The 13752-nt window shown below is 42.3% G+C and carries 12 protein-coding genes; 7 read left to right on the top strand and 5 right to left on the bottom strand.

Annotation, left to right across the window (positions count from 1 at the left end; genetic code table 11):
• Positions 1-223: 223 nt before the first annotated feature.
• The gene (locus tag NPE20_RS02480) at positions 224-1822 is read right to left on the bottom strand and encodes a M1 family metallopeptidase (RefSeq protein WP_256537015.1); all 1599 of its coding nucleotides are present in this window, start codon (positions 1820-1822) and stop codon (positions 224-226) included.
• Positions 1823-1994: 172 nt separating this feature from the next.
• On the opposite strand from NPE20_RS02480, the gene NPE20_RS02485 reads away from it, so the two are divergent.
• Positions 1995-2831 (top strand): NIPSNAP family protein, encoded by an 837-nt coding sequence (locus tag NPE20_RS02485; RefSeq protein WP_256537016.1) that lies wholly within the window; start codon positions 1995-1997, stop codon positions 2829-2831.
• Positions 2832-2894: 63 nt separating this feature from the next.
• On the opposite strand, the gene NPE20_RS02490 is transcribed toward NPE20_RS02485, so the two are convergent.
• From NPE20_RS02490 to rnr, 3 genes are all read right to left on the bottom strand, one after another.
• Complete coding sequence (locus tag NPE20_RS02490; protein WP_256537017.1) at positions 2895-3302, bottom strand: energy transducer TonB; 408 nt, start codon at positions 3300-3302, stop codon at positions 2895-2897.
• Between the two features lie 3 nt (positions 3303-3305).
• Positions 3306-4280, bottom strand: a complete 975-nt coding sequence (locus NPE20_RS02495) for a polyprenyl synthetase family protein (RefSeq protein WP_256537018.1) — start codon at positions 4278-4280, stop codon at positions 3306-3308.
• Between the two features lie 85 nt (positions 4281-4365).
• Entirely contained in the window at positions 4366-6504 is a 2139-nt protein-coding gene (gene rnr, locus NPE20_RS02500) for a ribonuclease R (RefSeq protein ID WP_256537019.1), read from the bottom strand.
• Between the two features lie 321 nt (positions 6505-6825).
• Between rnr and NPE20_RS02505 the strand changes: the two genes are divergently transcribed.
• The 5 genes from NPE20_RS02505 to NPE20_RS02525 all read left to right on the top strand — a co-directional run bounded on the left by NPE20_RS02505 (position 6826) and on the right by NPE20_RS02525 (position 10215).
• A complete protein-coding gene (locus NPE20_RS02505) occupies positions 6826-7233 on the top strand; it encodes an aspartate/glutamate racemase family protein (protein WP_256537020.1) in 408 nt (135 codons plus the stop codon).
• Positions 7211-7516, top strand: a complete 306-nt coding sequence (locus NPE20_RS02510; RefSeq protein WP_256537021.1) for an aspartate/glutamate racemase family protein — start codon at positions 7211-7213, stop codon at positions 7514-7516. Before NPE20_RS02505 ends, NPE20_RS02510 begins: the two co-directional genes overlap by 23 nt.
• A gap of 63 nt (positions 7517-7579) precedes the next feature.
• On the top strand, positions 7580-8902 hold the full coding sequence (locus NPE20_RS02515) for an MFS transporter (RefSeq protein WP_256537022.1): 1323 nt from the start codon (positions 7580-7582) through the stop codon (positions 8900-8902).
• A 12-nt stretch (positions 8903-8914) separates the two neighbouring features.
• Positions 8915-9643, top strand: a complete 729-nt coding sequence (locus tag NPE20_RS02520; RefSeq protein ID WP_256537023.1) for a (Fe-S)-binding protein — start codon at positions 8915-8917, stop codon at positions 9641-9643.
• A gap of 260 nt (positions 9644-9903) precedes the next feature.
• Positions 9904-10215: a hypothetical protein gene (locus NPE20_RS02525; protein ID WP_256537024.1), complete on the top strand. Its 312-nt coding sequence runs from the start codon at positions 9904-9906 to the stop codon at positions 10213-10215.
• A gap of 306 nt (positions 10216-10521) precedes the next feature.
• On the opposite strand, the gene NPE20_RS02530 is transcribed toward NPE20_RS02525, so the two are convergent.
• Positions 10522-11922, bottom strand: a complete 1401-nt coding sequence (locus NPE20_RS02530; RefSeq protein ID WP_256537025.1) for an MBL fold metallo-hydrolase — start codon at positions 11920-11922, stop codon at positions 10522-10524.
• A 681-nt stretch (positions 11923-12603) separates the two neighbouring features.
• On the opposite strand from NPE20_RS02530, the gene NPE20_RS02535 reads away from it, so the two are divergent.
• Positions 12604-13698 carry an MBL fold metallo-hydrolase gene (locus NPE20_RS02535; protein WP_256537026.1) on the top strand — a complete coding sequence of 365 codons (1095 nt, stop codon included), beginning with the start codon at positions 12604-12606 and terminating at the stop codon, positions 13696-13698.
• The last annotated feature ends 54 nt before the right edge of the window (positions 13699-13752 follow it).

Raw genomic sequence — 13752 nt, forward strand, 5'->3', positions numbered from 1 at the left:
AAGGGCTTTTTTTGTGGGGAATAATTAAATAAAACCCGCGTCATTGCGAGGTACGAAGCAATCTCTTTAGGACAATTGTACACTTTGCATAAACTAATGGCTTAAAGAGATTGCTTTGTCGCTTATGCTCCTCGCAATGACGTGACGGAGACAGAAAAAAAATAGCGATGGGTTTTACACCCATCGCTATCAGTAAAAATTAACGTCTTTGCGAGAAATTTCTTTATTCCAATATCACTTTCTTTAAATACCAGCCATCGGCATCAATAACCGGTGTGGTTTTACTGTCAACTGTTATCCCTTTGGCGGTTACTACCATGCGTTTTGTGCCGGCATCGGTAGTAACATCAATTGGCAAGTCGGTGCTTATATTTTGCAGTGTTATTAAATACTTATCTCTTGGCCTGGCTTTTACGCTTACTTCAAGCTTATTGGTGGTACGCAGGTAAAAGTCAAACAATGGTTTAAGCGATTTACCGTAAGCCTTGCTGAAATATTGCTCCACATCATCGGTAACATTCTGATGGTCGTAGGTAAAATTTGGATCGGTCACAAAACCTTTCAGGGTAGGGAAGAAAAGACTGTCGCCCATTACATAATGCAGGGTATGCATAAAGTAACCGCCTTTGCTGTAGATATCGCCGTTATACGCCGATGCCTCGTCAATATCTTTTCCTAACACAATGGGTTGCTTATTCTGAATGCCAAAAGCAGATTTCTTGAAACGATCTATATAAGCCTGTTTGCCTTCTAAGTCCAAAATTGGCAAGGCATCAGCATAGGTATCAATACCTTCGTGGATCCAGTAGTCGGCCCAATCGCGGGCGGTAACTTTATTGCCCCACCATTCGTGGCCAAATTCGTGGAACATCAGCCAGTCGAAATCCTGCCCACCAACTTTAGTGTATCTGAATTTGTTACCGTAGGCGTTCATACTTTGATGCTCCATGCCTAAATGCGGCGTTTCTACAAGGCCCAGTTTTTCTTTAGCCCAGGGATATTCGCCAAAATACTTTTCTTTTGATTGGGCGGCCTTAATGGTCATATCAACCAGGTGCTGACCTTTAGATTCATGTTCTTTCAACACATAAAACTCAACAGGAACAGTATTACCTGCAACCGATTTATAACTACCTTTTACTACTGTATAATCGCCGGCGTTAAATACCAGGCTGTAGTTATTTATGCTGTATTTGGTTTGCCAGTGATAAGTAGCCGTATTACCTTTTTTACTTACACCTTTTAATACACCCGGGCCTGCAACAACCAGGTCCTTCGGAACGGTTATCAGCATGTCGCCGCCCTCGTTCGGCTCGTCGGACGGGTGATCTTTACACGGGAAAAAGATCTTACCGCCGGTTTGTTCGGCAGTAACCGCCAGCCATGGGTGGCCGGTAGAGTCTTGCGTAAAGGTAAAGCCATCATCCCACGGTGGATTTTTGGCAATGCGTGGTTTACCGCCGTATATTACTTTGATGCTTGCTTTACCGGCAGCCAGTTGTTTTGCAAGATTAATAGTTATTAAACCATTTTTATGGTCAAATGCTTCCTTTTTACCATTTACCGAAACAGCGCCAACGTGCAACGAATCCAACAGGTCAAGGATCAACACTTTAGTCGGTTGCGCCATTATCACGTCAATAACAGTAGAGCCATCTATTGATTTTTGCTGAAAATTAACGTTTAGCGCAATGGTGTAATGGCGCACGTCCATTATAGCTTGCTCTGGTTTAAGCTTGCCGCCGGATGTTTGGGCATCGGCACCCAACCCAAAGCCGGCAAGTATAATTGCCAGGGCGGTTATTTTTGATCTATATTTCATCAGATAAGGAATTGTGTTTTTAAAGATAAGGATGTGGATCTATATATGAAGATAAGGTTTGTAAAACTTATATGTGCAAAGGATGCTATTTTGAATATAAAATGGTTTTTATGTATTAGAAATTATGAAGGAATTTTATATACTTTTATGAACATAAAAAACCTTTAATAGCATGAGAATTAACTATTTAAGATTTATTTGCCTTTTACTGATGGCATTTATTGAAACGCAAAATGTATCTGCCCAAAGCAAAAAAGATTTTTACCAGTTAAAAATTTACAGGTTAAAAGATGATACACAAGTAACGCGGGTTGATTCCTTTTTAAAAAATGCCTATTTGCCGGCATTGCACCGCCTGGGTATAAAACAAGTTGGTGTTTTTAAACTAATTGCCAATGATACAACCATGCTAAAAGCGATGAGGGTGTTTAAGCCAAGTGACAATGATGTTAATAAAACAAAATCGATTTATGTATTTATACCCCTAAAATCATTGCAACAGTTTCATGATATCACCTCTAAACTGGATAATGATGCCATGCTGGCCAATGATGGAAAAAGCTATTTTGAAGCAGCGTATAATAATGTTCCCTATCAAAGGATAGAAACAGTTTTGCTGGAAGCGTTTCCCGATCACCCTAAATTTGAAATGACTGCACTTAAATCTGCTGTAAAAGATAGGATATATGAGCTGCGCAGTTACGAGGGGCCAACCGAAAGAAAATATGCCAGTAAAGTAAAAATGTTTAATGCCGGCGGGGAAATCCCCCTGTTTAAACAATTAGGGTTTAATGCCGTTTTTTATGCCGCTGTGCTGGCCGGCAGCCATATGCCTAACCTTATGTATATGACCAGTTTTGAAAGTATGGATGCCAGAAATGCTCATTGGCAAGCTTTTGTAAATTCCCCCGAATGGAAAAAATTAGTGGCCATGCCAGAATATAGTAATACGATCTCGGGTGCCGAAGTACTATTGTGCCACGCTGCCGAATATTCTGATATTTATTAACAGCCGTGGGTAATGTCTTAATGTATAGCTCTTGTTGGTGACAACACCAACAAGAGCTATACATTAGTCATCCAATTTAAAAAAATTTATAGGCATTTGGAACTTTACACGTACCGGCTGCCCGTTTACTTTACCGGGTATCCATTTTGGCATTGCATTTATTAATCGGACGGCTTCCGCATCAGTCTCGGGCGATAAACTTTTTTGTACAGAAACGCTGCTTATACTGCCATCTTTTTCAACAACAAATGTCAATATAACCCTTCCCTGCAAATTTGCCTCTTTTGCTTCCTCCGGGTACTTTAGGTTTTTATTAATGAACTTTATCAATTTACCAATACCACCAACAAATTCGGGCGATTCTTCAACGTTATGCAAAGTTGTAGTATCCTTTTTTAACGTGTCGGTAACTTGTGCTTTAGCGGCAAATGAACAAATAGTGCAAATAAATATAAATAGTATCGTTTTCATCTTTTAATATTCCCTAACCAACAACCCGTCTGCAAAATCGCGTAGGTATTGTTTGCTTTCTTCGGGCAGGTTAATTTGATCCAACGCTTCAAAAGCTTTTTCGGCATATGCCTGCATCTCTGCTTCAGCGTGTTGGCGGATGTTTACACTGTTATAGATGCCAGTAACAGCTGTAACTTTTTCGGCCGGGTCAAAAGTGGTAAAGGTGATCCAGCGGACCAGTTCCTCGGCATCGGTATCTTTAACCAGCTCGAGCGCCTTTATCAGCAGATATGTTTTTTTGTTGGAGATAATATCCCCGCCAACCTGCTTCCCAAATTTTTCGGGGTTGCCATATACATCCAATATATCATCCTGCAACTGGAAAGCTATCCCCAGATACTCGCCAAACTGGCAAAGCAGTTCCGCGTCTTTTATATCGGCCTTGCCTATAAGTGCGCCTATCTTTAATGCGCCACCCAATACAACCGCCGTTTTAAGGCGTATCATGTTGATGTATTCCTCAATGCTGATATTATTACTCGTCTCAAAGGTCATATCCAGTTGCTGGCCTTCGCATACGCCTACAGCGGTATTATTAAAAATGTCCAGCACCTGGCGTAGTATATTCTCGCGAACCTGCATCATCAGCTTATAGCCTTCAATCAGCATTACATCCCCCGATAATATGGCTACATTGTTATTCCATTTCTCGTGAACGGTGGTTTTACCGCGCCTTTTTGGGGCGTTGTCCATAATATCATCATGCATCAGCGTGAAGTTGTGGAACACCTCAATGGCAAGGGCAGGAGGAAGGGCAGCTTCTACATCGCCGCCAAATAAATCGCAGGCCATCAGGAGCAGGGCGGGGCGCATACGCTTGCCACCCAATGCCAGTATATATTTTATTGGCTCGTATAATTCCGCGGGATATTCAGGGAATTTCAGTTCAGATACGGAACTTGCAATCAACGACTGCAGATCTTCAAGTTTTCTCATGTATAGAATGCGCGATAATGTGCGGGATGGGGGAGCGAAGAGCGGATTAACGCACCTAACACCCACACCCCGCACTCATCACATATTAATTATGTACTAATGTAAAGTCTATCTGCTTTTTGGTAAGGTCTACATTTTTAACACGGATCTGTACCTCATCGCCCAACTGGTAAATTTTCTTTTTACGCTGGCCTATAATGGCGTAGTTTTTCTCGTCTAAAGTATAAAAATCATCGCTTATATCACGCAGGCGTATCATACCCTCGCATTTATTCTCAATAATCTCTACATACATCCCCCATTCGGTAACCCCCGAAATGATGCCCGTAAATATATTACCCACCTGATCTTTAAGGTATTCGGCCTGTTTGTATTTAACTGATGAACGCTCGGCATCGGCAGCTTTTTTCTCCATTTGCGAGCTGTGCTTGCATAATTCTTCGTAATGATCGGCATTGGCACTTTGGCCGCCGTTAAGATAATGCTGCAACAGCCTGTGTACCATCACATCCGGGTACCGGCGAATAGGCGAGGTAAAGTGCGTGTAATGGTCAAAAGCCAAACCGTAATGGCTGCTGCTTTTTGTGGTATATATCGCCTTGGCCATCGAACGGATAGCCAGTTGGGTAAGTACGTTCTGTTCTTTTTTACCTTCCACATCCTCCATTAAAAAGTTGAGGGATTTGGCGGTTTCTTTATCAGATTTTGTGTTGATCTTATAACCAAATCTTGCTGCAAACTGCGCAAAGTTGGCCAGTGCATCGGGTTTTGGTGTATCGTGCACGCGGTAAACAAAGGTGTACTTATGCTTGCCTTTGCCCATTTTGCTTACATGCTCGGCAACCTTGCGGTTAGCCAGCAACATAAAATCCTCAATCAGTTTGTGCGCATCCTTACGTTCTTTTACATATACGCCGATAGGTTTGCCGGTTTCATCCAGCTTAAATTTAACTTCGGTAGTTTCAAAGCTGATGGCGCCTGCCTTAAACTTACGTTCGCGCAGTTTATAGGCCAGGGCATTTAGCTTTTCTATCTCTTCCACATAATCGCCGGTTTTAGTCTCTATCACATCTTGCACTTCCTCGTAGGTAAAGCGCCTGTCTGAGTGGATCACGGTTTTACCAAACCATTGGTCAATAATATCAGCGTTTTCATCCAACTCAAAAACAGCGGCAAAGCACAGTTTGTCCTCTTTAGGGCGAAGCGAGCATAATCCGTTTGATAACCTTTCGGGCAGCATAGGTATAACACGGTCTACCAGGTAAACAGATGTGCCACGTTCGTAGGCTTCCTTATCCAAAGCAGAATCGGGGATGATGTAGTGCGATACATCGGCTATGTGCACGCCAACTTCGTAATTACCGTTATCCAGTTTTTTAAAGGATAAGGCATCATCAAAATCTTTGGCATCAAATGGGTCAATGGTAAAGGTTAGCACATCCCTAAAATCGCGGCGTTTGGCTATTTCATCGGCAGTGATATCATTGGGTATCTCCTCGGCTTCGCGTTCAACTTCGGCAGGGAAGGATAGAGGGAATCCATACTCGGCCAGTATGGCGTTCATTTCTGTATCATTCTCGCCCTGTACGCCAAGGATATGTTTGATACGGCCTATCGGATTTTTAGCACCGGCCGGCCAGTCGGTAATTTCGGCAACGGCTTTTATACCATTTTTGGCACCATTCAAATCGCTGATGGGGATAAAAATATCGTGCATCATTTTGCGATCATCAGGGATAAAGAATGCAAAGCGTTCTGATAGTTTTACCACACCAGTAAACTCCATTTTATTACGCTGCAAGATCTCTATTACTTCGCCTTCCTGATTTTTACCGCGGCTTTTTGCATATACATAAACCTTAACACGGTCGCCATTTAAGGCATTGCGCAGTTTACGTGGGGCAACAAAAATATCGGTTTCATCAGGATCATCGGTCACAATAAAGGCCGAGCCATCATTAGTAAGATCAACCTTACCTTCAACAAAGGTTTTTAGTTCGAGTAATTGGAATTTGCCCGGCGATACTTCTTTCATTACGCCTTTAAAGGCTTCGTTCTTTAAAATATCGAGGATAACGCCACGGGCATCAGGGTCGCGTACGTTAAGTTTGGCAGAAACTTGTTTATGATTTAATGGCGTATTGCCGTTTTGTTCAAATATATCCAGTACCATTTGCGTTAGCACCTGGTCAATGGTGGAGTTGTGTTTATTCTTTTTAGACATTTATAGATGTTTGTTGCTAAGGTACGAAATGGTACTTGTTTTTATGTTGTAACGATTACTAAACACTATGGTTTGCGTAAGCATAATGTAAAAAACGTTCGCAAACCTCGCCAAGTCAAGCGTCCACGCTTGACTTTAGTGCTTTGGCAGCGTCCATGCTGCCGGTTATCGTGAGCGTGGACGCTCACATAACATATAATTCAAGCGTAGACGCTTGAACGGGCGTGCATACTGCGTAAGCTTAATGTAAAAAGTAATCCTTTTGCTGTCTTATACATAAAAAGAAGGGTGCGGGTTTACAAAAAAATATAGTTTTACCGCATGAAAACTTTAGGGCTTATTGGCGGTACAAGTTGGGTATCAACTATAGATTATTACAGATTCATTAATCAGGGCGTGAATGATAAACTGGGTGGCGTGAATGCCGCACAGCTGCTTTTACACTCGTTTAATTATGCCGAGATAGCCAAAAACCATGCTACCAACAATTGGGCTAAAACTACCCAAATGGTTATTGAAGCCGGCATAGGTTTACGCAATAGCGGTGCCCAGGCCATTGTATTATGTGCAAATACCCTGCACTTAATTGCCGACGAAGCCGAAAATGGAATTGGGTTACCCGTAATAAACATAGCCACAGCAACAGCAAACGTTATTAATAGCCACGGACTTACCAAGGTTGGTTTGCTGGGTACAAAGTATTACTATGGAACATACTTTTTTTACTGATAAACTATCGGCAGCAGGTATTGAGCCATTAACACCCAACCAAACCGACCGGGATTTTATCCACCAGACGTTAATGGACGAACTGGGCAAAGGCATATTTTTACCCGAAACCAAAGCCCGTTACCTACAAATAATAGACAGCCTGATACAGCAGGGCGCCCAGGGCATTATATTAGGATGCACCGAAATACCTTTACTGATAAAGCCAGAAGATACTGATGTGATACAGTTTGATACCACCCAGATCCATTCGGCCGCGGCAGTTGAGTTTGCTTTGGGATAAGCTGCAACGTTGATTTTTTCAAATATTTCTTAAACTACAAAAATTGCATACTTTTAGTGTGCAATGCAAGAAAAAAACAAACCTAAAACCATCCGCGCCTGGGCCATGTTCGACTGGGCAAATTCGGCTTATAACCTCGTAATCACCACAACTGTTTTTCCGGCTTATTATGTAGCCATAACAGAAAATGCCTCTAACGGCAACCAGGTAAGCTTTTTTGGCCATAGTTTTATAAATACAGCGCTAACAAATTATGCTTTGGCTGCTGCCTATATGGTTATGGTACTTTTGCTTCCTATACTAAGCTCTATTGCCGACTATCGCGGCAATAAAAAAATATTTATGCAGTTTTTTACCCTTTTGGGTTCAGTTGCTTGTTGTGGGCTATTCTTTTTTAATGCAGAACGCATTGAGTGGGGCGTTATTTGTTTTGCCCTGGCGGCAATTGGGTATAGCGGGGGCTTTGTATTTTATAACTCCTATCTACCGGAAATAGCAACGCTTGACATGCAGGATAAGGTTAGCGCAAAGGGTTTTACTTATGGCTATATAGGTAGTGTATTGTTGCAGCTTATTTGTTTTGCCTTTGTGTTAAAGCCTGAGATATTTGGCATTAACGATAAAGCGTTACCTGCGCAACTATCCTTCCTGCTGGTGGGTTTATGGTGGATCGGTTTTGCTGCCATACCTTTTTCTGTCCTGCCAAAAGGCAGTCCCAATGCACAAACACACCAGCATAATATAATAAAAGGCGGCTTTATTGAATTGGGAAAGGTGTGGGTAAAAATTAAAAGCATGCCTTTATTAAAACGATATTTACCCTCGTTCTTTTTCTATTCGATGGGGGTGCAAACTATTATGCTGGTTGCAACGGCCTTTGCCGCTAAAGAACTGCATATGAAAACACCAGAGTTGATTACTATCATCCTTATTATACAAATTGTTGCTATTGGAGGCGCAATACTTATGTCGCGCCTGTCTGACAAGTATGGTAATGTTCGCATTCTGATATTTGTGGTTTTCATGTGGATAGGGATCTGCATAGCCGCTTATTTCACCACAACATCCACTCAATTTTATATTATTGCCGTTATTGTAGGTTTGGTAATGGGAGGGATCCAATCACTTTCCCGGTCTACCTATTCAAAATTTCTGCCGCAGAACATCCCGGACACGGCTTCATTCTTCAGCTTTTACGATGTTACCGAAAAGCTGGCTATTGTAGGTGGTTTATTCAGTTTCGGGCTGATAGAAGAACTTACCGGCAGCATGCGTAATTCCACCCTGGTTTTGGGCTTGTTCTTCGTTGTTGGGCTTATCTTATTGTATTCTTTATTAAGAACAGAGCAGAAAATGCAGAAAAATTCGGAATTTAGCGCTCTTTAAAGATTTGTGCAGATGACAATTGAGTTATTCATTCCTTGTTTTATAGATCAGTTGTATCCCGATACCGCTTTTAACACCGTAAAGGTGCTTGAAAAGGCCGGCTGTACCGTAAATTACAATCCCGAACAAACCTGCTGCGGCCAGCCTGCTTTTAACGCCGGTTTTTGGGACGATGCCAAAACTGTGGGCAGCAAATTTCTGAATGATTTTAAGGAGGACAGTGTAATTGTATCGCCCTCGGCATCATGTACCGGTATGGTACGTAATTATTATAACGACCTGTTTACCAACACTACATCGCATAATAAATGCCGCAATATACAAAGCAACATTTACGAGCTGAGCGATTTTTTGGTGAACATATTACAGGTTGATTATTTTGGCGCCGAGCTGGAAGGCCGTGCAGTTTACCACGATAGCTGCGCCGGCCTGCGCGAATGCAAAATTAAAGACGAACCCCGCCAGCTGCTGTCAAAAGTATTAGGCCTGGAGCTTGTCGACCTGAAAGATAACGAAACCTGCTGCGGCTTTGGAGGCACCTTTGCCGTTAAGTTTGATGGTATATCAACCGCTATGGCGCAGCAAAAGGTAGATAACGCCCTGGCTGTCAAAGCAGATTATATCATCTCTACCGATGCATCATGCCTGTTGCACTTGCAAGGCTATATCGATAAAAACAACCTGCCCATAAAAACCATCCACATAGCCGATGTTCTGGCACACGGGTGGGGGAATGTGTAACCGGGATTAAGCAATTTTGCAAAAAATGATCCTCCCCACTATGTCATTTCTCCTTGTCATGCTGAACGTATGTGAAGCATCTAATCGCCGACATGCAATTTCGATAGGCAAAGTTCGCTAATAGATCCTTCGCTATCGCTCTGGATGACAAGGGAATTGGAAGTGAATCTTGTCGCAAAATACCTGTTATATTGTCTTAAAATAGCCTCACGTTTTATCTTTCTCAAACGTAAATTTGATTTGTCTAATCAAAACAGTTTATGAAAGCATTAAGGGTACATTACACCACCACCGCCGAATTTGCGCCGGTAAACCAGGCCAACATTGCAGGCATAGTAAAAGAATTAAAAGAACTTAACCATCCCGGGATTAAATATAGCACCTGGCTACTGCCGGATGAAAAAACCTTTATGCACTTTGACCAGTTTGAAAACGAAGAAGCGCATAATGTTTTAACGTCCTTGGCATCTTTCAAAAAATTCGATGAAGAACTTTGGGCAAGCGGGTTAGAGGCCGAACCCGTATTGGAACATATAACATTGGTAGCCGCGACGGAAGAGTTTTTTGATTGATGATATGTCATGCTGAACGTATGTGAAGCATCTATTCGCCGACATGCAATTTCGAAATGCAAAGTTCGCGAATTAGATCCTTCGCTCTCGCTCAGGATGACAAGGTTGATAGATCAATACTCGTCGAAGTTTTAAACGACCCAAAATAACGCAAGGCTTTTTCTTGCGAAACTCAAAACTTAAAGTTTTATCATTATAGGACGAAACTTAAGCTAAACTTCGACCATTGAAAGGCGAAAAAAGGCGTTTTAAGGGCGTTCCAGGGGCGTCAATATTGGCATATATTACGTCGCTACACCAAAAATTTTACAACTCGTAAGCCACCGCTTTTTCCGGTATGGTAACCTTGTAACCACCCTGCTCCAACGCGTCGGCCATGGCCTGCATACTGGTCGCCTCGCCATGCACCAAATAAACGCCTTTAAGCTTGTTTACGTCCTGAGTCTTAATATTATCCAACAGATCCTCATGGTCGCCGTGGGCGCTTAAAACATCGGTTTGTTTGATCGTGGCGTAAACAGACAGGTCGCGATCCTTAATGTGTACGATAGGGTCGCCACGCAGCAGACGGTAGCCTAAAGTGCCCTTAGCGCAATAACCTATGAATAAAATGGTGCAATAGTAGTTTTGAATATTGTAGAAAAGGTGATCCTGGATGCGCCCGCCTTCCAGCATACCGGCTGATGAAATGATAATACAGGGTTCGTAATAGTTAGATACTTGCCTGCTATCCTTAAGGGTTTCTACATAGGTAAGGTGTTCAAATTCAAACTCATCGCCTTGTTTGTTATAAAACTCCTGTGCTTCGGCATTTACCAGGTTGTGGTGTTTGCGGTAAAGGCTGGTGGCTCTTGCAGCCATAGGGCTATCCACAAATACCTTAACAGGAGGAAGCAAACCGCTATTGAAGATCTTATTTAGTGCGAATACCAGCGATTGCGTGCGCCCAATACTAAACGCAGGGATAATTAACCGGCCCTGTTCTACTACACAAACTTTTTCGATGGTTTCTATCAAAGTTTCCTGTACCGATTTCCCTTTGCTATGCATCCTGCCGCCGTAGGTAGATTCTGATACGATATAGTCGACCGGTGGCAGTGGATCAGGGTCATTTAATACCGGGTAGTTTTTGCGGCCAATATCTCCTGTAAAGGCAATTGTTTTTTCTACACCTTCATCATTTACCTTCAGTACAGCCGCGGCAGCGCCAAGCAGGTGACCTGCAGGTATAAACGTTAGTTCGATGTCGCCGGTAATGCGGAAGGGCTTATTGTAACTTATGGTTACAAAGCGCTCAACCGTATCCATTACATGCTTTTGCAGGTACAGGGGCTGCGGCCCGCCTGCACTATGTTTATGTTTACGCCTGTTACGATGATTACCCTTTTGGGCTTTTTGCAAGAAGATGTTTACCGAATCCAGCAGTAACAACTCCGTCAGATCGGCGGTAGGGGGCGTGCAAAGGATCTGGCCATTGAAACCCATTCGTACCAGGGTGGGCAGGTTGCCTGAGTGGTCGATATGCGCATGTGTTAAAATAACAACATCTATCTCTTCGGGTCTAAAGCCAAAATCTTCGTTAACCTGTATGTTATGATCTTTCTCGTAATCGAGGCCGCAGTCTATCAGTATTTTATATTGACCTACCTGAAGCAGGTGCATGCTGCCCGTTACCTGTTGGGCAGCGCCGTGTATAGTTAATTTCATTTATTTAGTTCGCGGGCCGTATACAAGGGTATGTGGCCTATTGCAATAATAACAATTAATCCTTGAATTTTAAGAGATTTTGACTGTTCCATTTTTGTCTTGTTCCACTAAAATAATGGAACAAGCGGAACAAGTGGAACATGTTTATAATCAGCATATTAATGTTTTTACCTTTCGTTCTCTATTTAAAGTTTAACTTTAAATTATATAAGCAACTATCTTTTTTACAGTATTTTATATTTTTTTTAATTCTGTTCCATTTTTAAAAAATGGAACAAAAATGAACATATTGACTCGTCTTAAAATGATTGACAGAAAAACCGGGATTTTTTTAGTCTTTTTTCGACTTTATTTCGGCCTATTTTAGGCACTATAAAGTTAACTACAAGCCAAAAAAAGATATTTAACTATTTTAAACTAAACATTTGATTTATATATAATTACAGTTTTTAACGTCTGTCCACTTGTTCCGAAGTGAACAAAATGGAACAGGCATTTTTAGTACAAACCGGACAATTCCTGACTTATTTTTCTGAGGATATCTCAACAACAGATTTTCTAAAAGGAACAAACCAACAATAACAATAAGCTCCAATTTTGATTCTGTAACATTTGAAGCTCAATTCGCCTGCAATACGTCGTTGATAAAATAATTATCTAACCTTAAGCGTTTTTGGGTTTATGATAAGGAGTTGTTTGGGGATTGGGGTGGTTGTGTTGTTGCTGATAACGATCGTGGGTTGTGGCCTGGTAAAGTCAGTGGGGAAAAATCCCGAAGGTGAAGCGCTCGCCCGGTTAGACACTCTATCTAATTACAAAAATGGCGGTTTCGAAAATTTGGCTGAACGTTCTGACACGACAGTCAAACGCAACAAGTTACTTTTGTTGTTACACAACCGTTCTAAAATCACCAGGCCTTCTCACGGGTTGCCATGGGTCAAAACTGATCTAAAAACACTAACAGCACCTGCACCAATCGTGGTTTGGTTTGGGCATTCATCTTTGCTCATCAAAACCGGGCAGGGTAACGTACTCATCGATCCAATTTTTAGCAACCATGCCGGCCCGGTGCCTGGATTGATGACGGCATTTCAAGGAACTACTAATTACCATGCGAAGGATATGCCGCCTATAGATGTGCTCATCATTTCCCATGACCACTATGATCACATGGATTACCGGACCCTGAAAAGATTGAAAGACCATATAAAAACGGCGGTTGTGCCAATGGGTGTAGGTTCGGATCTGATATATTGGGGGTTTGATCCTAAAAAGATAATTGAACTGAATTGGAACCAGTCGGTTACGCTACCTGGTGGCCTCCAGGTTACCGCTACCCCGGCGCAGCACCGCAGTAACCGCACATATGCCAAAGCAAATAAAACGCTTTGGGCATCTTATGTGATACAGACAGATCACTACCGGTTTTTTTACGGTGGCGATAGTGGATATGGGCCACTCTTTAAACAAATAGGCCAACAGTATGGCCCATTCGATCTGGCTTTTTTAGAATGCGGACAGTACAGTCCAAACTGGCCATGGGCACATCTGTGGATGGGGCAAGCGGCCCAGGCAGCTATTGATCTGCAGGCCCGTTTGCTGCAGCCTATCCACTGGGCCAAGTTTGAAGCAGCTGATCATCCCTGGAACGAACCTGTAAAGGAGCTCCTTCCCGCTGCCGAAAAGCTGGGTGTTCAGGTAAGCATTCCTCGTATTGGCGAGCCTTACACCTTGGGCAATCCGCCTAAGAAAACAGTTTGGTGGAATTTTAAATAATGCGTGAGCTAATTAACCTAACTAATAGCCTAAGCATAAACTTTTAATTTTTCA

The organism is Mucilaginibacter aquariorum (assembly GCF_024498135.1).
GTDB classification, from domain to species: Bacteria; Bacteroidota; Bacteroidia; order Sphingobacteriales; family Sphingobacteriaceae; genus Mucilaginibacter; species Mucilaginibacter aquariorum.